General features: G+C 73.3%; 26 protein-coding genes and 1 tRNA gene. 8 read left to right on the forward strand and 19 right to left on the reverse strand.

What is annotated here, in order from left to right; all coding sequences use genetic code 11:
• The first annotated feature begins 28 nt into the window (after window positions 1-28).
• Both EDD33_RS13700 and EDD33_RS13705 read left to right on the forward strand, forming a co-directional pair.
• Window positions 29-748 carry a hypothetical protein gene (locus tag EDD33_RS13700; protein ID WP_123391516.1) on the forward strand — a complete coding sequence of 240 codons (720 nt, stop codon included), beginning with the start codon at window positions 29-31 and terminating at the stop codon, window positions 746-748.
• Between the two features lie 96 nt (window positions 749-844).
• On the forward strand, window positions 845-2,962 hold the full coding sequence (locus tag EDD33_RS13705; RefSeq protein ID WP_148077095.1) for an ATP-binding protein: 2,118 nt from the start codon (window positions 845-847) through the stop codon (window positions 2,960-2,962).
• On the opposite strand, the gene EDD33_RS13710 is transcribed toward EDD33_RS13705, so the two are convergent.
• The 5 genes from EDD33_RS13710 to EDD33_RS13725 are packed head-to-tail and all read right to left on the reverse strand — an operon-like array spanning window position 2,959 to window position 5,810.
• Entirely contained in the window at window positions 2,959-3,207 is a 249-nt protein-coding gene (locus tag EDD33_RS13710) for a DUF3618 domain-containing protein (RefSeq protein ID WP_123391518.1), read from the reverse strand. The genes EDD33_RS13705 and EDD33_RS13710 overlap by 4 nt on opposite strands.
• A gap of 18 nt (window positions 3,208-3,225) precedes the next feature.
• The gene (locus EDD33_RS13715; RefSeq protein ID WP_123391520.1) at window positions 3,226-4,032 is read right to left on the reverse strand and encodes an energy-coupling factor ABC transporter ATP-binding protein; all 807 of its coding nucleotides are present in this window, start codon (window positions 4,030-4,032) and stop codon (window positions 3,226-3,228) included.
• Window positions 4,029-4,712, reverse strand: a complete 684-nt coding sequence (cbiQ, locus tag EDD33_RS13720) for a cobalt ECF transporter T component CbiQ (protein ID WP_123391521.1) — start codon at window positions 4,710-4,712, stop codon at window positions 4,029-4,031. The genes EDD33_RS13715 and cbiQ overlap by 4 nt, the downstream gene beginning before the upstream one ends.
• Window position 4,713: 1 nt before the next feature.
• Entirely contained in the window at window positions 4,714-5,079 is a 366-nt protein-coding gene (locus EDD33_RS20095; RefSeq protein WP_170169826.1) for a PDGLE domain-containing protein, read from the reverse strand.
• Complete coding sequence (locus EDD33_RS13725; RefSeq protein WP_170169827.1) at window positions 5,076-5,810, reverse strand: energy-coupling factor ABC transporter permease; 735 nt, start codon at window positions 5,808-5,810, stop codon at window positions 5,076-5,078. Before EDD33_RS13725 ends, EDD33_RS20095 begins: the two co-directional genes overlap by 4 nt.
• 67 nt (window positions 5,811-5,877) lie before the next feature.
• Here EDD33_RS13725 and bcp point away from each other — a divergent pair, with 67 nt between their 5' ends.
• The 3 genes from bcp (at window position 5,878) to EDD33_RS13740 (ending at window position 7,601) form a co-directional block, all read left to right on the forward strand.
• Complete coding sequence (bcp, locus tag EDD33_RS13730; protein ID WP_246003517.1) at window positions 5,878-6,366, forward strand: thioredoxin-dependent thiol peroxidase; 489 nt, start codon at window positions 5,878-5,880, stop codon at window positions 6,364-6,366.
• Between the two features lie 9 nt (window positions 6,367-6,375).
• Window positions 6,376-6,449: transfer RNA gene (locus EDD33_RS13735), tRNA-Leu, on the forward strand.
• Between the two features lie 216 nt (window positions 6,450-6,665).
• Window positions 6,666-7,601: an NADP-dependent oxidoreductase gene (locus tag EDD33_RS13740; RefSeq protein ID WP_123391523.1), complete on the forward strand. Its 936-nt coding sequence runs from the start codon at window positions 6,666-6,668 to the stop codon at window positions 7,599-7,601.
• Between the two features lie 18 nt (window positions 7,602-7,619).
• Here EDD33_RS13740 and rdgB read toward each other — a convergent pair whose 3' ends face one another.
• The 5 genes from rdgB to EDD33_RS13765 are packed head-to-tail and all read right to left on the reverse strand — an operon-like array spanning window position 7,620 to window position 11,225.
• Window positions 7,620-8,240, reverse strand: coding sequence for an RdgB/HAM1 family non-canonical purine NTP pyrophosphatase (gene rdgB / locus EDD33_RS13745; RefSeq protein WP_281274175.1), 621 nt, complete (start codon window positions 8,238-8,240; stop codon window positions 7,620-7,622).
• Window positions 8,237-8,968, reverse strand: a complete 732-nt coding sequence (rph, locus tag EDD33_RS13750; RefSeq protein WP_123391524.1) for a ribonuclease PH — start codon at window positions 8,966-8,968, stop codon at window positions 8,237-8,239. Before rph ends, rdgB begins: the two co-directional genes overlap by 4 nt.
• 57 nt (window positions 8,969-9,025) lie before the next feature.
• Window positions 9,026-9,811, reverse strand: coding sequence for an ABC transporter permease (locus EDD33_RS13755; protein WP_123391525.1), 786 nt, complete (start codon window positions 9,809-9,811; stop codon window positions 9,026-9,028).
• Window positions 9,808-10,746, reverse strand: coding sequence for an ABC transporter ATP-binding protein (locus tag EDD33_RS13760; RefSeq protein ID WP_211332549.1), 939 nt, complete (start codon window positions 10,744-10,746; stop codon window positions 9,808-9,810). Before EDD33_RS13760 ends, EDD33_RS13755 begins: the two co-directional genes overlap by 4 nt.
• 41 nt (window positions 10,747-10,787) lie before the next feature.
• Entirely contained in the window at window positions 10,788-11,225 is a 438-nt protein-coding gene (locus tag EDD33_RS13765; protein ID WP_211332550.1) for a MarR family winged helix-turn-helix transcriptional regulator, read from the reverse strand.
• Window positions 11,226-11,289: 64 nt separating this feature from the next.
• Here EDD33_RS13765 and EDD33_RS13770 point away from each other — a divergent pair, with 64 nt between their 5' ends.
• Genes EDD33_RS13770 through EDD33_RS13780 form a run of 3 tightly spaced genes read left to right on the forward strand, consistent with a single transcriptional unit; the run spans window position 11,290 to window position 14,890 of the window.
• The gene (locus tag EDD33_RS13770) at window positions 11,290-12,399 is read left to right on the forward strand and encodes an ABC transporter substrate-binding protein (RefSeq protein WP_123391528.1); all 1,110 of its coding nucleotides are present in this window, start codon (window positions 11,290-11,292) and stop codon (window positions 12,397-12,399) included.
• A 56-nt stretch (window positions 12,400-12,455) separates the two neighbouring features.
• Window positions 12,456-13,880 (forward strand): APC family permease, encoded by a 1,425-nt coding sequence (locus EDD33_RS13775; RefSeq protein ID WP_123391529.1) that lies wholly within the window; start codon window positions 12,456-12,458, stop codon window positions 13,878-13,880.
• Window positions 13,877-14,890, forward strand: a complete 1,014-nt coding sequence (locus tag EDD33_RS13780; protein WP_123391530.1) for an acetamidase/formamidase family protein — start codon at window positions 13,877-13,879, stop codon at window positions 14,888-14,890. The genes EDD33_RS13775 and EDD33_RS13780 overlap by 4 nt, the downstream gene beginning before the upstream one ends.
• A 24-nt stretch (window positions 14,891-14,914) precedes the next feature.
• Here the strand turns inward: EDD33_RS13780 and EDD33_RS13785 are convergent, their stop codons facing one another.
• The 9 genes from EDD33_RS13785 to clpS are packed head-to-tail and all read right to left on the reverse strand — an operon-like array spanning window position 14,915 to window position 19,858.
• Window positions 14,915-15,673 carry an MBL fold metallo-hydrolase gene (locus tag EDD33_RS13785; protein ID WP_123391531.1) on the reverse strand — a complete coding sequence of 253 codons (759 nt, stop codon included), beginning with the start codon at window positions 15,671-15,673 and terminating at the stop codon, window positions 14,915-14,917.
• Window positions 15,674-15,683: 10 nt separating this feature from the next.
• On the reverse strand, window positions 15,684-16,499 hold the full coding sequence (gene murI, locus EDD33_RS13790) for a glutamate racemase (protein ID WP_123391532.1): 816 nt from the start codon (window positions 16,497-16,499) through the stop codon (window positions 15,684-15,686).
• A 53-nt stretch (window positions 16,500-16,552) separates the two neighbouring features.
• A complete protein-coding gene (locus EDD33_RS13795) occupies window positions 16,553-16,939 on the reverse strand; it encodes a hypothetical protein (RefSeq protein WP_123391533.1) in 387 nt (128 codons plus the stop codon).
• Window positions 16,932-17,303, reverse strand: coding sequence for a hypothetical protein (locus tag EDD33_RS13800; protein WP_123391534.1), 372 nt, complete (start codon window positions 17,301-17,303; stop codon window positions 16,932-16,934). Before EDD33_RS13800 ends, EDD33_RS13795 begins: the two co-directional genes overlap by 8 nt.
• Before the next feature lie 10 nt (window positions 17,304-17,313).
• Complete coding sequence (locus EDD33_RS13805) at window positions 17,314-18,264, reverse strand: PLP-dependent cysteine synthase family protein (protein WP_123391536.1); 951 nt, start codon at window positions 18,262-18,264, stop codon at window positions 17,314-17,316.
• Window positions 18,261-18,545: a MoaD/ThiS family protein gene (locus EDD33_RS13810; protein WP_123391537.1), complete on the reverse strand. Its 285-nt coding sequence runs from the start codon at window positions 18,543-18,545 to the stop codon at window positions 18,261-18,263. Before EDD33_RS13810 ends, EDD33_RS13805 begins: the two co-directional genes overlap by 4 nt.
• Window positions 18,542-18,970, reverse strand: coding sequence for a M67 family metallopeptidase (locus tag EDD33_RS13815; RefSeq protein ID WP_056544577.1), 429 nt, complete (start codon window positions 18,968-18,970; stop codon window positions 18,542-18,544). Before EDD33_RS13815 ends, EDD33_RS13810 begins: the two co-directional genes overlap by 4 nt.
• Window positions 18,971-18,989: 19 nt before the next feature.
• Window positions 18,990-19,565, reverse strand: a complete 576-nt coding sequence (locus EDD33_RS13820) for a DUF2017 domain-containing protein (protein WP_123391539.1) — start codon at window positions 19,563-19,565, stop codon at window positions 18,990-18,992.
• Window positions 19,562-19,858: an ATP-dependent Clp protease adapter ClpS gene (gene clpS, locus EDD33_RS13825; protein ID WP_123393432.1), complete on the reverse strand. Its 297-nt coding sequence runs from the start codon at window positions 19,856-19,858 to the stop codon at window positions 19,562-19,564. The genes EDD33_RS13820 and clpS overlap by 4 nt, the downstream gene beginning before the upstream one ends.
• Window positions 19,859-19,879 lie beyond the last annotated feature (21 nt).

Raw genomic sequence — 19,879 nt, forward strand, 5'->3', positions numbered from 1 at the left:
GCCTCCGGGGAATCAACAGGAGGCACACATGAAGTACGTCATCATCGCGGTCGTCGTGGTCGCGCTGCTGCTGCTGGTCGGGCTGCTGCTCGCCGCGCGCAACCGCCGCAAGAAGGAGCTGGCCCGCCAGCGCGCCGGCGAGCTGCGCCAGGAGGCGGGAGCCGCCACCGCCGGCACCCAGGCGCAGGAGGCCCGCGCCCGCGAGACCGAGGCCGAGGCCCAGGCCGCCCGTGAGCGCGCCGAGCGCCTCGAGCGCGAGGCCGGGGAGCGTCGCACCGAGGCCCAGGTCGCCCACGCCCAGCGCGAGGACGCCGTGCGCGAGGCCGACCGTCTCGACCCCGACGTCGACCACCGGGCGTCCGACTACGAGCCCCGCCTGGACTCGACCGGCCCCGAGACCGGCCACGAGACCCGCCGCGACACCGCACACGAGACCGGCCGTGACGGCGACCTGACCGGCCGCGACACCCGTCACGACGCGACCGGCACGGACACGCGTCACGACACCACCGGTCACCAGACCAGCCAGCAGACCGGCCACCAGACCGGTCACGACACCCGTCAGGGCGTGGCCCGCGAGGTCGACGAGCACACCCCCCGCCAGACCGGCACCGGCACCGGCACCGGCACCACCGGGACGCACGGCCAGACCGGCACGGGAGGCTCGCACGCCGCCGACCGGTCCGACCCGGCGCTGCGCCCGACCGACCCGAACGACCCGGACTTCTCGCCGCGCGACGGTCGCTGACAAGTCCGTATTGCACTATTTGCGGGTTCTGCTGCCGTGGGCGGCGGTGACGGCCTAACGTCGTACCACCGCCGCCCGCGCCACCAGGAGAGCACCGTGCGTACTCCGTCGCTCCGCACCCTGGGTGACGCCACCCTGGTGCTCGCGGTCACGGTCGCGGTCTTCCTCGCGCTGCGCGAGAGCCCCGTGCCCGAGCTGGTCTCGCGCTGGTGGACCGCCGGCGTGGCCGCCTCGGCGCTGCTGCTGCGGCTGCCCGGCCGCCGGCTCCCCGTGGGCGTCGCGGCCGTCGTCGTCGCGGTCGTCGTGGCCGGCACCGCCGCCGGGGCCACCCCTGGCATCACCCTCGCGCTCGCCGTCTCCACGGCCGTCGAGGCGCTCGTCGTCACCTGGTGGCTGACCGGCTTCGAGCTGGCCCGGGCCCGGCTCGCCACCTGGTCGGACTACCGCCGGTTCCTGGTCGCGGTGGGAGCCGGCTCCGCCGCTGCGGCACTGACCACGTCCGCGGCGTACGGCGTGCTGGACCGCCCCGAGCCCGGGATGCTGGTGGTCTGGGTCTTCCTGACCCACCTCGCGGCCCAGGTCGCCGTACTGCCGCCGTTCCTGACCCAGCCCGACCCGGGCGTGCGGGTGCGGGCCGTGGAGGTCGTGGTCCACCTCGCCCTGCTCGCCGCGGGCGCCACGATGTGCCTGCTGGCGACCGCCGACCAGCCCCTCGCCTTCGTGATGCTGCCGCTGCTGGTGTGGTCGGCCGCCCGGTTCACCTCCCGGTGGACCAAGGTCGAGCTCGTCGTGGTGTGCAGCTTCCTGGCCTCGCTGAGCATGCGGGAGGTCGGGCCCTTCGCGCCGCTCCCCGAGGACGCCGGGGTGCTCGACATGCTCGCGACGCCCCAGGCGCTGGTCACGGTCGGCGCGATCACCGTGGTGGCCTTCATGGTCGCGATGTCGAGCCTGCGCGAGTCGACCCGCCTCAACCGGGCCCACGAGGTGCAGCTCGGACAGCTCATGGACTCCGCGAGCGGGACCGCCTTCGTGGCCACCGACCTCGACGGCACCATCACGTGGTTCAGCACCGGCGCCGAGCAGCTGCTCGGCTACCGTGCCGAGGAGGTCGTCGGCCGGTGCGACCCGACCCGCTTCCACGAGGTCGGCGAGATCCTCGACCGGGCCCGCGAGCTCGGCGTCGCCCCCGGGCCGGAGGTGCTGACGCGCCCGGTGACCACGGCGAGCGACGGCAGCGAGCAGGACACCCGCGAGTGGACGTGGGTACGCCGCGACGGTTCCCGGACCAGCGTCTCGGCCAGCGTCAGCCGGGTCCGCGACCAGGCGGGCCGCCACGTCGGCTGGCTCGACGTCGTCCGCGACGTGACCGACCGCCGCGCCGCCGAGCAGGCGCTGCGGCAGGCGCTGGACAAGGAGCGCGAGACCAACCTCCGGATGCGCGACCTCGACCGCGCCAAGAACGACTTCGTCTCCTCGGTCAGCCACGAGCTGCGGACACCGTTGACGAGCATCATCGGCTACGCCGAGATCCTGGGCGACGACCTGGCCGCCAACCTCACGCCCGACCAGCTGCAGCTGGTGGGCTCCATCGACCGCAACGGCGAGCGGCTGCTCGCCCTCGTGGAGGACCTGCTGACCCTCGCCAAGGTCGAGGACGGCCGGCTGTCCGTCGAGCGCCGCGAGACCGACCTGCGCACGCCCGTGCGCTCGGCGACCGAGGTCGTGAGCCACGCCGCCCGCAGCAAGCGGATCGCGCTCGCGGTCCGCACCCCCGACGAGCCGGTCGTCCTCCAGGGCGACCCCTGCCAGCTCGAGCGGCTGGTCCTCAACCTGGTCGGCAACGCGGTGAAGTTCACGCCCGAGGGCGGTCGGGTCGACGTCGGGCTGACCGTGCTCGGCGAGCCCGGGGCGCGCGAGGCAGCCGTGTCGGTCAGCGACACCGGTCTCGGCATCCCCGTCGAGGAGCAGGACCAGCTCTTCCAGCGGTTCTTCCGGTCCTCGCTCGCCACCGAGCAGGCGATCCAGGGCACCGGCCTGGGGCTGAGCATCGTGCGGGCCATCGCCGAGGCCCACGACGGCCGCGTGGAGTGCACCTCCGCGGCCGGCGAGGGCACGACCTTCCGCTTCGTGGTGCCGCTCGACGTGCCGGCGCCGGGTCCGCGGATCGCCCCCGAGGGCGAGCTCGACCCCCAGGGCCTGGTGCGGACGGGCTAGTCGCCCGCGACGTGCCGCACGAGGTAGAAGAACGTCACGGCCACCGCGACCCCGCCCACGACCTTGAGGATGTTGTCCTGGCGAGGGTTGCCCGCCGGGTCGACGAAGAATCCCTTGACCGAGGCGGCCTCGCGCTTGGCGATGGTCTTGGGGCTCGCGCGGTGGAGGAGCTGGTCGATCGTGGCGGCGAGCCGCTCGCGGGTCTGCTCGATCTCACGCTCGAGGGACGACACCTGGTCGGACACGGGGCTGGCTCCTGTCGGTCACGCACGCTGGACCCGCGTGGGCGGCGGGTGGTCGGGGGTCACGTTACCAACGGGTCCGGGGCGCGGCAGCGCGGCCGGGTCGAAGCCGAACGGCAGCTCCAGCCGGTGCCGACGCATCAGCTCGGTGTCGGTCAGCAGGTCGTGGGTGTCACCGTCGGCGACGACCTGCCCGTCGTGGAGGACCACCGCCCGGGGACACAGCTCGAGGGCGTACGGCAGGTCGTGGGTCACCATCAGGACGGTGACGTCGAGCCCCCGCAGGATGTCCGCGAGCTCGCGGCGCGACGCCGGGTCGAGGTTGGACGACGGCTCGTCGAGCACCAGGATCTCGGGCTGCATCGCCAGCACGGTGGCCACCGCCACCCTCCGGCGCTGGCCGAAGGAGAGGTGGTGGGGCGGCCGGTCGGCGTGCTCGAGCATGCCGACCTGGGTCAGCGCCCCCCGCACGCACGCCTCGAGCTCGGGTCCTCGCAGGCCCAGGTTGGCCGGACCGAACGCGACGTCGTCACGCACGGTCGCGGAGAAGAGCTGGTCGTCGGGGTCCTGGAAGACGATGCCGACGCGGCGGCGTACCTCCTTGAGGTTCTTCTTCTCCACCGGCAGCCCCGACACGTGCACCGACCCGGCGCCCGCCGTGAGGATGCCGTTGAGGTGCAGCACCAACGTGGTCTTCCCGGCGCCGTTGGGCCCGAGCAGCGCCACCCGCTCGCCCCGGTGGACGTGGAGGTCGACACCGAAGAGCGCCTGGTGGCCATCGGGGTAGGCGTGGGCCAGGCCCCGGACGTCGAGCACCGGGACGCTCACGAGGCCCGCTCCCGCGTCGGCAGCGTCCCGTCGTACCCCCGGGCCACCATGGCCAGGTGGACCCGCTCGCCACGCTCGTAGGAGCGGATGAACAGCGAGCCGAGCGAGCGCGCCAGCACCGGCCAGTGGCGCGGCGAGCGCGGGTCGAGGCCGCGCGAGCGCATCGCGGTGCTCATCCGGGCGAGCTCGGCGGTGACCACGTCGAGGTAGCGCAGCATGAAGCCCATGATCTGCACGAACAGGTCGGGCATCCGCAGCCGGCGCAGCCCCGCGAGGACGTCGTGGGGCTCGGTCGTGGCCGCGAGGGTGAGCGAGGCCAGCACGCCCAGGGTGCCCTTGACCAGCAGGCCCCAGGCAGCGAGCAGGCCCGGCTCGGAGACCGACGCCCCGAGCACCTCGACGCGGGGCCCCTCGGCGATGAAGGGCACCAGCACGGCGAAGAGCACGAACGGCGTCTCGACGACCATCCGCTTGGCGAGGTACGCCGGGGGCACGCGACTCAGGCCGACCACGGTCAGCAGCACCACGGCGTGGACCGCGAACATCCAGAACCACTGCCGCGGCGTCGCCACCACCAGCAGCATGAAGCCGACGAGCGCGACCAGCTTCAGGTGCGCCGGGGCCCGGTGGACGACGCTGTGGCCGTGGTAGTGCAACCGGTGCCCGTGCCCGGCTCCCACGTCAGGACCGTGCCTGGGGGACGCGGGGCTCGGTGCGCTCGGTGCGCTCGGTGCGCTCGGTGTCGTCGTCCTCGGTGGGGCCGCGTCGGCGCAGCACGCGGAACAGCGCTCCGGCGACCAGCAGCGTGGCCGCGGCCCCGATGACGCCGGCCAGCCCGCCGCTCACGCGCTCGTCCTCGACGCCCGTGGTCTGGTAGCCCGCCAGCGGGCTCGCGGCGGCCGGCGAGTCGTCGGCGGAGTCGAGGAAGCCGGTCCGCTCCGCCACGAACTCCAGCCCGTCGGGGTGGGAGGAGGCGTAGAAGCTGCCCACCCCCGCGATCACCAGGCTGACCAGCAGGAAGGCCAGCAGGAAGCCGCGGCGGCTCACGCGGTGTCCCCGGCGGGTGCGGTCGGGGCAGGCTCGGTCCGGACCGTGGTGACCGGGCGGCGTACCTCCAGGGTGCGTGCCTTCAGCGCGGGGCGCGCGCCGTGCACGAGGTCGGGCCGCACCGCGACCACCGACCCCACGACCAGCGCGGTGATCGCGGCCTCGCCGAGGCCGATCACGGTGTGCCACGACAGCATCGCCACCAGCACCCGGTCGGGCGAGACGGGGGCGGTGCCGCCGAGGGCGAACAGGGCGCTGAACAGGGTGGCCGCCGCGAGGACGCTGAGGAACGCACCGACGGCCGCCGCGGGGGCGACCGACCCCAGGCGCGTGGGCAGGACCCGGCGTACGGCCACGAAGACCAGCCAGCCGACCCCGACGCCCACGAGCGCCATCAGGTCGATGTTGGTGCCGAGCGCGGTGATGCCGCCGTCGGCCATGAACAGCGCCTGCACGATCAGCACGGTGGTCACGCACAGCACGGCGGTCCACGGACCGGCCAGCACCGCCGCGAGCGCTCCGCCGAGGAGGTGGCCGCTGGTCCCGGCCGCGACCGGGAAGTTCATCATCTGCCCGGCGAAGACGAAGGTCGCGACGAGGCCCGCCATGGGCGCGGTACGGTCGTCGAGCTCTCGTCGGGCGCCCCGCAGGGCCAGCGCGACGCCCCCGACGGCCACGGCCGCGGTGGCGATCGAGGTGGGTGCGTCGAGGAACCCGTCGGGAACGTGCATGCCGCGACCCTACGTTATTGCGAATCGTTCGCAACAACTCCCCGAACGGACAGGACGTGACTCCCCGTTGAGCGAGACGACCCCCTCCCCCGCCCGCCTCTCCCCCGGCGACCAGGCCCCCGACTTCGCGCTCCCGACCGACACCGGCGACGTGGTCCGCCTCTCCGACCTGCGCGGGTCGAAGGTGATCGTGTACTTCTACCCCGCCGCCATGACGCCGGGCTGCACCAAGCAGGCCTGCGACTTCACCGACTCCCTCGACTCGTTGCGCGGCCAGGGCTACGAGGTCGTCGGCGTCTCCCCGGACAAGCCGGCCAAGCTGGCGAAGTTCCGCGAGCGCGACGGCCTGACCCTCACCCTCGCCTCCGACGAGGACAAGCAGGTGATGACGTCGTACGGCGCGTTCGGCGAGAAGAAGCTCTACGGCAAGGTCGTCCAGGGCGTCATCCGCTCCACCGTCGTCGTCGACGAGCAGGGCGTGGTCGAGGTCGCGCAGTACAACGTCAAGGCCACCGGCCACGTCGCCAAGCTCCGCAAGGACCTCGGCCTGGACTGAGCCGGTCCCGCGCCCGTAGCCCAACAGGCAGAGGCACCAGGTTTAGGTCCTGGACAGTGCGAGTTCGACTCTCGCCGGGCGCACTCGCACCCCGACCCGGTCAGGTCACCGACACCCGACGGACGATCAGTTCGGCCGTTCCGAGCGGTTGCCAGGCGGGAGAGGACAGTGCCCGCCACGAGCTGATCGTTCGTTCGGCGCGGACCCGGCCGTCCGCCGGCCCGCGAGCCGACCATGGAATCGCACCACCTCCTCCTCTGTTGGGTACGACGAACCAGCAACCGACGAGAGGACAGCCAGTGCGAGCAGCGGTGTACGACGAGTTCGGTGGGGCCGAGAACCTGCGGGTGACCGAGGTGGCCGACCCGCCCGTGGGGCCGGACACCGTCCTGGTCCGCGTCCGGGCGACGAGCGTCAACCCGGTGGACTGGAAGATCCGCGAGGGCTACCTGCAGGGCGCCTTCCCCCACCACCTGCCGATCATCCCGGGCTGGGACGTCGCCGGTGTGGTCGAGGCGGTCGGTCCGGCGGTCCGCACCGGGGTGGCCGTCGGCGACGAGGTCTTCGGCTACGTACGCCGCGACGACGTCCACCAGGGCACCACGGCCGAGCTGGTCCCGGCGCCCGAGCGCACCGTGACCGCCAAGCCGGCGAACGCCTCCTTCGAGGAGGCCGCCGCGCTGCCGCTGGCCGGGCTCACGGCCTACCAGGCGCTGACCGAGGCGCTCGAGGTCACCGCGGGCGACCGCGTCCTGGTGCACGCCGCGTCCGGCGGGGTGGGCCACCTGGCGGTGCAGATCGCGAAGTCGCTCGGCGCGACCGTCGTGGCGACCGGCTCGGCGGGCTCCCACGACTGGCTGCGCGAGCTCGGTGCCGACGAGGTCGTCGACTACGCCGCCGGTCCGGTCAGCGAGCAGCTCTCGTCGGTCGGCGGGCCGGTCGACGCCGTGCTCGACCTGATCGGTGGCGACGCCCTGTCCGACGCGCCCGCACAGCTGCGCGAGGGCAGCACCCGCCTCGCCTCCGTGGTCGACGCGGCCGGCGTCGGCGAGCTCGGCGGCACCTACGTCTTCGTGCGCCCCGACCGCGACGGGCTGGAGGCCCTGGCCGCCCTCGTCGACGCGGGCAGCCTGCGCGTCGTGGTGGCCGAGACCTTCGACCTCGACCACGTCGCCGACGCCCACCGCCTCTCCGAGGAGGGCCACCCGCGCGGCAAGGTCGTGATCACGGTCTGAGCCACCGCTGCTGCAGGCTCAGCCCTGCAGCAGCTCGGCGACCCGGGGCGCGATCTCGCGCAGCGCTCGACCGCGGTGCGAGATCGCGTCCTTGGCCTCGGGCGACAGCTCGGCCGAGGTGAGCCCGCCCTCCTGGTCGTCGGGCACGAAGAGGCCGTCGTAGCCGAAGCCGCCCTCGCCCCGGACCTCGTGGATGACCCGGCCGGCCATCACGCCCTCGACGACCAGCTCGCGACCGTCGGGGTGGCAGGCGGCGACGGCGCAGCGGAACGACGCCGCCCGGCGCTCGTCGGGGGTGTCGGCGAGCTGCTCGAGCAGCAGCCGGTTGTTGCGCTCGTCGGACTTGGGCTGCCCCGACCAGCGGGCCGAGAGCACCCCCGGCATCCCGTGCAGCTCCTCGAGGCACAGCCCGCTGTCGTCGGCGATGCTCGGCAGCCCGGTCGCGGCCAGGCCGGCGCGGGCCTTGAGCAGCGCGTTGCCGACGAAGTCGGGCTGGTCCTCCACGGGTTCGTCGTACGCCGCCACGTCGGCCAGCCCGAGCACCTCGACGCCCGGGACGTGCTGCTCGAGCAGCCGCCGCATCTCGGCGATCTTGCCGGGGTTGCGCGAGGCCACGAACAGCCGCGGGGCCTGGCTCACGAGCGAGCGGCGCCGAGAGCCTCGGCCTGGATGCGGGTGAGGTCGGCGCAGCCACCGGCGGCGAGGTCGAGCAGGGCGTCGAGCTCGGCGCGGTCGAACGGCGCCCCCTCGGCGGTGCCCTGCACCTCGATGAACCGGCCCGCGCCGTCCATCACGACGTTCATGTCGGTCTCGGCGCGGACGTCCTCCTCGTAGGGCAGGTCGAGCCGCGGGGTGCCGTCGATGATGCCGACCGAGACCGCCGCGACCGAGCCGGTCAGCGGGTCGCCCTTGAGCGCGCCCTGCTCGCGCAGGTGCGCGACGGCATCGGCGAGCGCGACGTAGGCGCCGGTGATGGCGGCCGTGCGGGTGCCGCCGTCGGCCTGGAGCACGTCGCAGTCGAGCACGATGGTGTTCTCGCCCAGCGCCTGGTAGTCGATCACCGCGCGCAGCGAGCGGCCCACCAGCCGGGAGATCTCGTGGGTGCGGCCACCGACCTTCCCCTTGACCGACTCGCGGTCCGAGCGGGTGTTGGTGGCCGAGGGCAGCATGGCGTACTCCGCGGTCACCCAGCCCAGGCCGGAGCCCTTGCGCCAGCGCGGCACGCCCTCGGAGGCCGACGCCGCACAGAGCACGCGGGTGCGGCCGAACTCGACCAGCACCGACCCCGCGGGGTGGTCCTGCCAGTGGCGGGTGAGGGTGATCTTGCGGAGCTCGTCGTCGGCGCGGCCGTCTGCTCGTGACGTCATGCGCGTGACCCTACGGGGCGGTCCCGACGGCGGCCCCGACAGCGTCCCGGGCCGGCCTCACTTCACCTCGGCACGCAGGATCCGCACCATGCCCAGGGCCAGCGGCAGCCCCAGCCACAGCGCCCCGGAGACGAGCAGGTGCGCCCACTCCACCCCGGAGATGCTCCAGTCGAACAGCGGCGTCTGCGCGTTGGCGAAGTCGATCCAGGGCTGCAGGTCGCGGAACCAGCCGACGAGCCCGGCGACGACCGCGAACACGATCGGCAGGACGAAGGAGTAGGCGAAGTAGACGACGATCGCGGCCGCGGTGTTGAGCAGCAGCGCGGCGATGGCGAAGCCGGTCAGCATCGAGACGGCCTGCAGGATCACGAAGCCCTGGAGCGAGGTGTCACCGAGGTCCCACGAGATGTCGCTGCCGGAGACCAGGCCGTAGAGCAGGTTGCTGAGCACCGCGGCGACCACGGCGATGACGGCGACCACCACCGCCAGGAGCAGCCCCGCCACCAGCTTGGCCAGCACCACGCGGGTCCGCGACGGCTCGAGGGCGAAGGTCACCATGCCGGTGCGCTGGCCCCACTCGCCGGTGACGAGCATGATGCCGAGGATCGGCAGCAGCAGCCCGGTGGTGTACGTCGTGGTGGCCATCAGCAGCCCGAAGTCGAGCGGCAGGTCCTGCACCGCGAAGGTGATCATCGCGATCACCATCACCACGATGGCCAGGCCCGCGGTGATCGCGAGCAGCCAGATGCCGGCACGGGTGTCCCAGCTCTTGCGCAGCTCCACCTTGACCAGCCGCGCGAACGGGGTCCGGCTGGTGGTCGACAGGTCGAGGGTCTGGCTCATCGGGGGGCTCCCTGGGGTCCGACCGGGCGTGGGGGCTGGTTGGTGACGGGCTCGCGGGCGTCGGCCGCGGTCAGCTGCAGGAACATCTCCTCCAGGCCGGCGCCCTCGGCGGGCCGGAGCTCGACCAGGACGACCCCGGCCCCGGCCGCCGCGCGACCGACGTCGACGGGGTCGGCCTCGGCGCGGACGCCGCCGTCGCCCGAGGGCAGGAAGGTGATGCCGGCCGCGGCGAGCGGCCGGTCGAGCGCGCCGGCCTCGAAGGGCTTCACGTAGGTGCCCTGGGTCTGCAGCAGCTCGGCCTTGGTGCCCTGCGCCACGATCCTGCCGCGGCCGATGAGGATCATGTCGTCGGCGATCATCTCCACCTCGTGCAGCAGGTGGGAGGACAGCAGCACGGTCCCGCCGCCCTGCGCGAAGCTGCGCAGCAGCCCGCGCATCCAGTGGATGCCGGCGGGGTCGAGGCCGTTGACCGGCTCGTCGAGGATCAGCACCGACGGGTCGCCCAGCAGCGCGTTGGCGATGCCGAGGCGCTGCCGCATGCCGAGGGAGTAGTTGCGGACCCGGCGCTTGGCCTCGTCGCCGTCGAGCCCGACCAGGGTGAGCATCTCCTCCACCCGCTGGCGACCCACGCCCATGGTGTCGGCGCTGATCCGCAGCACCTCGCGGCCGGTGCGGCCGGCGTGCTGGGCCGAGGCGTCCAGCAGCACGCCGACGTGGCGCGAGGGGTTGGGGATGTCGGCGAAGCGGTGCCCGCCGATGAGGGCCCGGCCCTCGTCGGCGGAGGTCAGCCCCACCATGATGCGCATGCTCGTGGACTTGCCGGCGCCGTTGGGCCCGAGGAAGCCGGTCACCCGCCCGGGTTGGGCGGTGAAGGAGACCCGGTCGACCGCGGTGAAGCCTCCGTAGCGCCTGGTGACGTTCTCGAGGGTGATCACGCCGGCCATCATGCCAAGAGGCGAGACGTGGCCCCGGGACCTCAGCGCGTCCCGGCGTGCCCGTCCTGCGCCAGCAGCCCCGTGAGCTCGGCCGCGGCGGCGGCCCACGGCGGCGAGGCGAGCAGCGCGGCCTCGTGGGCGGCCACCAACGCCTCCAGCCCGTCCAGGCGCCGACGGCCCTGCCGACTCAGGTGGAGCAGCACCCGTCGCCGGTCCTCCCCCGTCTGTCGGCGGTAGACCAGCGCCGCGTCCGCGAGGGTGTCGGTCACCCGGGTGAGGGTGGGGGCGGCGACCTGCAGGCCCTGGGCGAGCCCGCCCATCGTGTGTCCCTCCCCGTCACCCAGGGCGCGGAGCACGCGCCACTGGTCGAGGGTGCAACCGTCCTCGGCGAGGACCGCGGTCAGGCCACGGGCCGCGTGGCGCTGCAGCGTGGTCAGCCGGTCCACGAGGGACGGCGGCAGCGCCGTGGCCGTCGTCACGTCCGGTCGCCCCATCGCCCGGCACCCCCTCGTCCTCCCGGTGTCGCGGAGCATACTCGGGCCCGTGGAGATCGAGGCGGCGCTGACGGACCCGCTGGAGGCGCAGCACCTGCCGCGGCCGGCCGGCCGCGTCCGCGTCGCCCTGGCCGTGCCCCAGTCGGGCCCGCTCGGGCTGACCGGTCCCTCGGCCCTCGACGCTGCGCTGCTCGCGGCCCACGAGACCAACGTGCAGGAGCGCCTGCGGGGGCGGGTGCTCGACCTCGTCCTGGTCGACGCCGGCCGGCGGCCCGGCGACGTGGCGCGCGACGTGGCCGACCTGGCGACCCGGGGCCTCGTGGACGCCGTCGTCGGCTTCCACACCAGCGACGTGCACCGCGCCGTCGAGTCCGCGCTGGCGGGCCGGACGCCGTACGTCTTCACCCCGCCGCACGAGGGCGGCCGCCGGCTGCCCGGCGTGGTCTGCCTCGGCGCCGACCCGTCCCAGCAGCTGCGCGGGTCGATCGCCTGGCTGACCCGGACCCACCGGCTGCGGCGCTGGGCCCTGGTCGGCAGCGACTACATCTGGCCCCGGTCGGTGCACCGCCACGCCCGCCGGCTCGTCGCCGAGCAGGGCGCGACGGTGGTGCTCGAGGCGCGCGTGCCTCTCGGCGGACTCGACGACCGCCTCGCGCGGCTGCTGGACGACCTGGTCACCTCGCGCGCCGACGCCGTCCTGCTCAGCATGGTCGGGCGCGACCTCGCCACCTTCAACACCGCCGCCCGCCGCACCGGTCTCGACCGACGGCTGGTGCGGCTCTCGGGGGCCCTGGAGGAGAACGGGCTGCTGGCGGCGCGCGGCGACCGCACCGGGACCCTGTACGCCGCGATGCCGTCCTTCGCCTCCCTCACCGACGACGACCGCACCGGCCTGGCCGAACGGCACGCGGCGCTCCTCGGCCCGCGGGCACCCGTCCTCGACTCCTACGCCGAGGGGGTCTACGACGGGGTCCGCCTGGTGGCCGCCCTGGCCGGCCGTGACGCGCTCGGGACCGCCTCGCTCCGCCGTGGCGCACCCGAGGTCGCCGAGCTGCGTCGCCGTCGCGGCATGCACCTCGCCCGCGCCGAGGCCTTCGACCTCGCGGTCGTGGCCGGCACGCGACGGGACACCGGACAGAGTCCTTCCATCTGGAAGTGATTGGGCCTACGCTCCCCCCTGGCCGCACGGGCGGCCCGGACCCCGACGAGGACCCCATGAGCGAACCCGACCTGACGTCCCACGACGTCGAGCGCTACGGCTACACCCAGGAGCTGCACCGCTCCCTGAGCTTCACCGACCTGCTGGTCTACGGCCTGGTCTTCATGGTCCCGATCGCCCCGTTCGGCATCTTCGGCGGCGTCTTCCAGGGCTCCGGCGGCATGGTGGCCCTGGCGTACGCCATCGGCATGGTCGCGATGATGTTCACCGCCCTCTCCTACGCCCAGATGTCGCGGGCCTTCCCGATGGCGGGCTCGGTCTACACCTACGCCGGACGCGGCATCGCCGCCCCGGTCGGTTTCCTCTCCGGCTGGATGATCCTGCTCGACTACGTGCTGATCCCCGGCCTGCTCTACCTGATCGCCTCCATCGCGATGCACTCGCTGATCGCCGCGGTGCCGGTGTGGCTGTGGCTGGTCGGCTTCGTGGTCCTCAACACGGTGGTCAACTACACCGGCATCGAGATGACCGCCAAGGTCAACAAGGTGATGCTCGTCGGCGAGCTGGTCGTGCTGGCGATCTTCGTGGTGATCGGCATCGTCGCCCTGGCCATGGGCCGGGGCCGGGGCTTCGACTTCACGCCGCTCTACAACCCCGACACCTTCTCGATCTCCCTGGTGCTCGGCGCGGTCTCGATCGCCGTCCTCTCCTTCCTCGGCTTCGACGGCATCTCGATGCTGGCCGAGGAGAGCAAGGAGCAGGCTCGCGCGATCGGCCGCTCGATGGTCGCCGCGCTGCTCCTCGCCGGGACGCTCTTCGTCGTCCAGACCTGGATCGCGGCGTTGCTGGTGCCCGACCCCGCCACGCTCATCGCCGAGGGCGACGCCGACGGCACCGCGTTCTACGACGCTGCCGCCGTGGCGGCCGGCCCGTGGCTGGCCATGCTCACCGCGCTCGCCACCGCCATCGCCTGGGGCTTCGCCAACGCCCTCGTCGCCCAGCTGGCCACCTCGCGGCTGCTCTACGCCATGGCCCGCGACCGCCAGCTGCCCTCCTTCCTGGCCAAGGTGCACCCGACGAAGGGCGTCCCGGTCAACGCCACGCTGCTCGTCGCCGCCGTGTCCCTGGTCCTCGGCCTCTACATGTCCACCCGCGAGGACGGGATCACGCTGCTCAGCACCCTGGTCAACTTCGGTGCGCTGAGCGCCTTCCTCGTGCTGCACGTCTCCGTGGTGTGGCACTACGTGGTGCGCAACGGCAGCCGGGCGTGGTTCAAGCACCTCCTCGCCCCCGCCGCCGGGTTCCTCATCCTCGCCTTCGTCGTCGTCAACGCCGACGTGGCGGCACAGACGCTCGGGTTCGTCTGGCTCGGCATCGGCGCCCTCCTGCTCGCCTTCCTGCTCGCCACCGGTCGTCGGCCCGAGCTGGTGCTCGACGACACCGCCGGCAGCACCAGCACCGCGTCGGAGGTGGCCCGATGACCGAGGTCCGCACCCTGGCCCCCACGCCCGAGCAGTGGTCCTTCGCCTTCGGGGGCCGCGAGCCGCTCCTGACCGTCGCCCCGGGCACGGTCGTCGAGGTCACGACCGAGGACTGCTTCGGCGGACTGGTGCGCGGCCACGACGACCTGCCCAGCCAGGTCTGCACCTTCCCCTACCTCAACCCCGTCAGTGGCCCGATCGCGGTCGAGGGCGCCGAGGTGGGCGACACCCTGGCGGTGCACTTCGTGGAGATCGTGCCGTCGCGCGACTGGGCCGTGTCCACGACGTTCCCGCACTTCGGCGCGCTGACCACGACGCACGCCACGGCCATGCTCCACCCGGCCCTGGAGGAGCGGGTGTGGGTCTACGACGTCGACGTGGCTGCCGGGACCTGCCGCTTCACCGCCCGCCGCTCCGACTTCTCCGTCGAGCTCCCCCTCGACCCGATGCACGGCACCGTGGGCGTGGCCCCGGCCGCCGGCGAGGTCCTGATGAGCATCACCCCGGCCGCGCACGGCGGCAACATGGACACCCCCGAGCTGCGCGCCGGCGTCACGGCGTACTTCCCGGTCAACGTCCCCGGCGGGATGCTCTCGATCGGCGACGGCCACGCCCGCCAGGGCGAGGGCGAGGTCTGCGGCACCGCGGTCGAGGCGGCGATGCAGACCGTGGTGGTGGTCGACCTGGTCAAGGGCTCGGCGCCGGGGTCCCCGCGCCTGGAGAGCGACGACTTCCTGATGACCACCGGCTCGACGCGTCCGCTCGAGGACGCCTACCGGATGAGCCAGCTCGACCTCGTCGGGTGGACCGGGTCGCTGCTCGGGCTCGACGAGCTGGACGCCCTGCAGCTGGTGAGCCAGGCCGGGCTCGCGCCCGTGGGCAACGTCGTGGACACCAACTACACGATGGTCGGCAAGCTGCCCAAGCACCTGCTCGGCCCGGCCCTGGCCTACGACGGCACCCACGACCGACTGCGCGCCGTGGGGGCGGACTACCTGCGTCGCCGCTGAGGGCCGCGGGTCGCCGGGTCCCGCTCAGACCTCGTGGACCTGGCCGGGGACGGCGAGCTCGATCGGGCCGTCGTACTCCCCCTCGGCCTCGGCCAGCACCTGTGCCGGCTCGTGCCACGGCGGGATGTGGGTGAGCACCAGCTTGCGCGACCCCGCCCGCTGGGCGGTGAGCCCCGCCTCGGCGCCGGTCAGGTGCAGGTCGGGCGGGTTGGGCGCGCCCTCCATGAACGAGGCCTCGCACAGGAACAGGTCGGCCTCGCGGGCCGTGTCGTCGAGGCCGTGGCACAGCCCCGTGTCGCCGGAGTAGGCCAGGGCGCGGCCGTCGGCCTCGATCCGCAGGCCGTACGCCGTGACCGGGTGCACCACCCGCCGCGCCGTGACGGTGAACGGGCCGATCTCGATCGCGGTGGTGCCGTAGGGGATGAAGTCGAACTCCTCGTTCATCCCCGGCTGCTCCTCCAGGTCGTAGGCGCGCGCCATCCGCCCGGCGGTGTCGGCAGGACCCCACACGGGGATCCGCGGCAGCGCGCCGTCGGGGTGGTACTTGCGCATCACGTAGTAGCCGCACAGGTCGAGGCAGTGGTCGGCGTGCAGGTGGGAGAGGAAGACGCCGTCGATGGAGCCGGCGTCGACGTGGCGCTGCAGCGAGCCCAGCGCGCCGCTGCCGAGGTCGAGCAGGATCCGCCAGGTGCGGCCCTGGAGCTCGGCCTCGACGAGGTAGCAGCTGGCGGAGGACTCGGGTCCGGGGTAGGAGCCCGAGCAGCCGATGACGGTGACCCTCACCGCAGCGCCCTCATGCCGACATCACCCACGCGCCGCCGGCGTACTGCGTGGCCCGCTGCAGCTCGGGACCGAGGAAGCGCCGGCCGATGGTCGCGAACTCCTCCGGCTGGCCGGTGGTGAGGAAGCGGTGGGTGGCCGGCTCGTGGCTCCCGCGCTCCAGGCCGTGCTGCACCAGGGTGCGGTAGACGTCCTTGGCGCACTCCTCCGCGCTGCTGACCAGCGTCACCCCGTCGCCCATCACCAGCGAGATCACGCCGGTGAGCAGCGGGTAGTGGGTGCAGCCCAGGATCAGGGTGTCGACCTGCGCCTCGACCAGCGGGTCGAGGTAGTCGTGGGCGGCGGCCAGCAGCTCGGGCCCGCTCGTGACCCCCTGCTCGACCAGCTCGACGAAGCGGGGGCACACCCGCGTCGAGAGCGTCACCTGCGGCGCGGCGGCGAACGCGTCGTCGTAGGCCATGGACTCGGCGGTGGCGCGGGTGCAGATCACGCCGATCCGGCCCTCGCGGGAGGCGGCGACCGCACGGCGGGCCGCGGGCAGGATCACCTCGACCACCGGCACGTCGTAGCGCTCGCGCGCGTCGCGCAGCACGGCGGCGCTGGCGGAGTTGCAGGCGATGACGAGTGCCTTGACGCCCTGCTCGACGAGGTGGTCGAGGCACTCCAGGGCGTACTCGCGGACCTCGCCGATCGGCTTGGGACCGTAGGGCTGCCGGGCGGTGTCGCCCAGGTAGACCACCGGCTCGTGCGGGAGCTGGTCCATCACGGCCCGGGCGACGGTCAGACCTCCGAAGCCCGAGTCGAAGATCCCGATCGGCGCGTCACTCACAAGGAGAGAGGCTAGCCCCCGGCCCGGCCCGTCGGGCGGAATGGCGAGGCACGTCACGCACGGCGTACGCCGCGCAGCACCCACCACAGGCCGACCACCGGGAGCACGAGCGGCACGAAGCCGTAGCCCGCGCCGAAGTCGGACCAGACCGTGCGGTCGGGGTAGTCCTGGGGCAGCAGCAGGCTGCTCACCCCGACGAGCAGCACGCCGGCCAGCTCGATGCCGACGGCGACGAGGGCGAGCCGCCGTCGTCCCGTCGCCAGGGCGTACGTCGCGACGCAGTAGACGACCGCCGCGAACCCGCTCAGCAGGTAGGGCAGCGGGGCGCGGGAGAACTCCGTGGTCAGCTGCAGCACCGAGCGGCCGGTCGCCGCGATCGCGAACACGCCGTAGACGAAGACGAGCGCCCGTCCCCAGCCGGTGGCCGTGGGGCTAGCCACCGGTGGCCCAGATCTGGGCCAGGCGCACGAACATGAACGGCACGAGCAGCACCGCGACCAGCAGCACGGCGGTGCCGCCACGCGAGCGGTCGCCGGCCGACCAGACCAGCCCCGCGGGCACGAAGAGCAGGGTGGCGAGCAGGTAGCCGACGTACTCCCACGCGGGGACGCCGTCGCCACCGGTGACCAGGCGGACGACGCCGAGCACCGCGAGCACGAGCAGCCCGACCTCGAGCAGCCCGAGCAGGTCGGTCAGCCGGTTGCCCGGCGGGCGGTCGCGCACCAGCTGCACGACGAGCCACACCGACGCGACCGCGCACAGCACGCCCAGCGCCAGCTGGAGGTAGTCGAAGGCCTGCTCCACCGGTGTCGCCTCAGGCCCAGAGCTGGCCCTCGAGGCGGTCCTCCGCCTCGTCGACCGTGCCCTCGTAGGCGCCCGTGGAGAGGTACTTCCAGCCGCCGTCGCACACGATGAACGCGATGTCGGCGCGCTCGCCGGCCTTGATCGCCTTGGCGGCCTGCCCGAGCGCGGCGTGCAGGATGGCGCCGGTCGAGATGCCGGCGAAGATGCCCTCGGCCTCGAGCAGCTCGCGCACCCGGCGTACGGCGTCACGCGGGCCGACCGAGAAGCGGGAGTCGATCAGCGACGCGTCGTAGAGCTCGGGGACGAAGCCCTCGTCGAGGTTGCGCAGGCCGTAGACGAGCTCGCCGTAGCGGGGCTCGGCCGCGACGACCTTGACGTCGGGCTTGCGGGCCCGGAAGCAGCGGCTGACGCCCATCAGGGTGCCGGTGGTGCCCAGCCCGCCCACGAAGTGGGTGACCTCGGGCAGGTCGGCGAGGATCTCCGGGCCGGTGCCCTCCTCGTGGGAGAGCGCGTTGGCGGCGTTGCCGTACTGGTAGAGCATCACCCAGTCGGGGTGCTCGTCGGCGACCTTCTTGGCCACCCGGACCGCCTCGTTGGAGCCGCCCGCGGCCGGCGAGGAGACGATCTCGGCCCCCCACATCCGCAGCAGCTGGCGCCGCTCGGCCGAGGTGTTCTCGGGCATCACGCAGACCAGGCGGTAGCCCTTGAGCTTGGCCGCCATGGCCAGCGAGATGCCGGTGTTGCCCGACGTCGGCTCGAGGATCGTGCAGCCGGGACGCAGCGTGCCGTCGGCCTCGGCGGCCTCGATCATCCGCAGCGCCGGGCGGTCCTTGATCGACCCCGTCGGGTTGCGATCCTCCAGCTTGGCCCAGAGCCGGACCTCGGGCGACGGCGAGAGCCGCGGCAGCCCGACGAGCGGGGTGGACCCGACCGAGGCGAGCAGGTCGTCGTAGCGCGTCATCCGCCGGCGACGGCCGGGAGCACGACGACCTGGTCGCCGTCGGAGAGCGTGGTGCCGAGGCCGCCGGTGAAGCGGACGTCCTCGTCGTTGACGTAGAGGTTCACGAAGCGGCGCAGGTCGTCCTGGCCGTCCTTGACCTCCACGAGCCGGTCCTTGAGGCCGGGGTGGTTACCCTCCAGGTCCTCGATCAGCGCCGCGAGCGTGTCGCCCTGGCCCTGGACGGCCTTCTCGCCGCCGGTGTAGGTGCGCAGGATGGTGGGGATACGGACCTCGATGGTCATGAGTGCTCCTTCACGATGGTGACCTCTTCCTCGGTCACCTCGCCGTCGATGATGCGATACGACCTGAACTCCACAGGGCCGTCAGAATTCCCGTGCTCGCGTGTGCTGACGAGCACGTAGTGCGCTCCCGGCTCGCTCGCCAGCCCGATGTCGGTGCGGCTGGGGTAGGCCTCGGTGGCGGTGTGGGAGTGGTAGACCACGACCGGCTCCTCGTCGCGGGCCCACATCTGCTTGTAGAGGTCGAGCAGCTCGCCGGAGTCGAACTCGTAGAAGGTGGGCGACCCCGCGGCGTTGACCATCTCCACCACGCGCTCGGCGCGGTCGCTGCCCTCGGGTCCGGCGACCACGCCGCAGGCCTCGTCGGGGTGGTCCCGCTTGGCGTGGGCGACGATCTGGTCGCGCACGGCCTCGGTCAGGGTGAGCACGCGGCCAGCGTAGGCGAGATCAGGCTGCGGACCGGACCAGGGTCTCCTGCAGGAAGCCCAACCACTCGTAGATGTCGTGCACCTGGGCCTGGGGGTCGTCCTCGGGCAGCGCGGCCCAGCGCTCCTCGTCGCCCTCCTCCACCCCGAGACGGGTGGCGATGGCCAGCCGCATGTCGGTGAACGCGCGCATCCAGGTCATCGCCGTGGGCGGGTCGAGCTCGACGTCGATGAACACGCCGTCCTCGGGCTCGGCCGGCAGCCCGGCGTCCTCGAGGCTGTCGATCACGGTCGCCGCCGAGGCCGCCTTGCCGTTGCGCAGCGTGGCCTCGGTGTAGCGGCGGAAGTCGCCGGCCGCCTCCTCGTCGTCGGGGTACGCCGAGGGGAACAGCCGCGCCAGCACCGGGTCGTCCGGGACGGTGGTCGGCCCCGAGAAGTCGAGCATCCGCTCCAGCGGGTCCTCGGCCTGCGGCGTGGCCTCCTCGCTGCGCAGCAGCTCGATGATCTGCCCCGCCAGCGAGCGGAGCAGGTCGGCCTCGTGCACGGTGAAGGTCGCCACCGCGGCGCCGCTGCGCCGGTGACGTCGGAAGCCGCTCACGCGGTGTCGGACTTCTGCATCGTGGCCCACAGGCCGTACTCGTGCATCGCCTGGACGTCGCGCTCCATCTCCTCGCGCGTGCCCGTCGAGACCACCGAGCGGCCCTGCTCGTGGACCTCCATCATCAGCTTCTCCGCCTTCTTCCTGCCGTAGCCGAAGTGCTGCTGGAAGACGAACGAGACGTAGGACATCAGGTTGACCGGGTCGTTCCAGACGATGGTCACCCAGGGGGTCTGGAGCGCCGTGGTCTCGTCGACCGCGGGCTCGTCGAGCTCGACCGGGGAGGTGGACACCACGCCATTGTGCACGCCGGG

The organism is Nocardioides aurantiacus (assembly GCF_003752505.1).
Classification (GTDB): domain Bacteria; phylum Actinomycetota; class Actinomycetes; order Propionibacteriales; family Nocardioidaceae; genus Marmoricola; species Marmoricola aurantiacus.

Excerpts from the sequence above, each read along its gene's own strand:
- EDD33_RS13725 (WP_170169827.1), bottom strand. The coding sequence starts at position 5,810 with ATGCACGTTCCCGACGGGTTCCTCGACGCACCCACCTCGATCGCCACC.
- rph (WP_123391524.1), bottom strand. The coding sequence starts at position 8,968 with ATGACGTCACGAGCAGACGGCCGCGCCGACGACGAGCTCCGCAAGATC.
- EDD33_RS13755 (WP_123391525.1), bottom strand. The coding sequence starts at position 9,811 with ATGAGCCAGACCCTCGACCTGTCGACCACCAGCCGGACCCCGTTCGCG.
- EDD33_RS13805 (WP_123391536.1), bottom strand. The coding sequence starts at position 18,264 with ATGACGCGCTACGACGACCTGCTCGCCTCGGTCGGGTCCACCCCGCTC.
- EDD33_RS13700 (WP_123391516.1), top strand. The coding sequence starts at position 29 with ATGAAGTACGTCATCATCGCGGTCGTCGTGGTCGCGCTGCTGCTGCTG.
- EDD33_RS13775 (WP_123391529.1), top strand. The coding sequence starts at position 12,456 with ATGAGCGAACCCGACCTGACGTCCCACGACGTCGAGCGCTACGGCTAC.
- EDD33_RS13780 (WP_123391530.1), top strand. The coding sequence starts at position 13,877 with ATGACCGAGGTCCGCACCCTGGCCCCCACGCCCGAGCAGTGGTCCTTC.
- EDD33_RS13810 (WP_123391537.1), bottom strand. The coding sequence starts at position 18,545 with ATGACCATCGAGGTCCGTATCCCCACCATCCTGCGCACCTACACCGGC.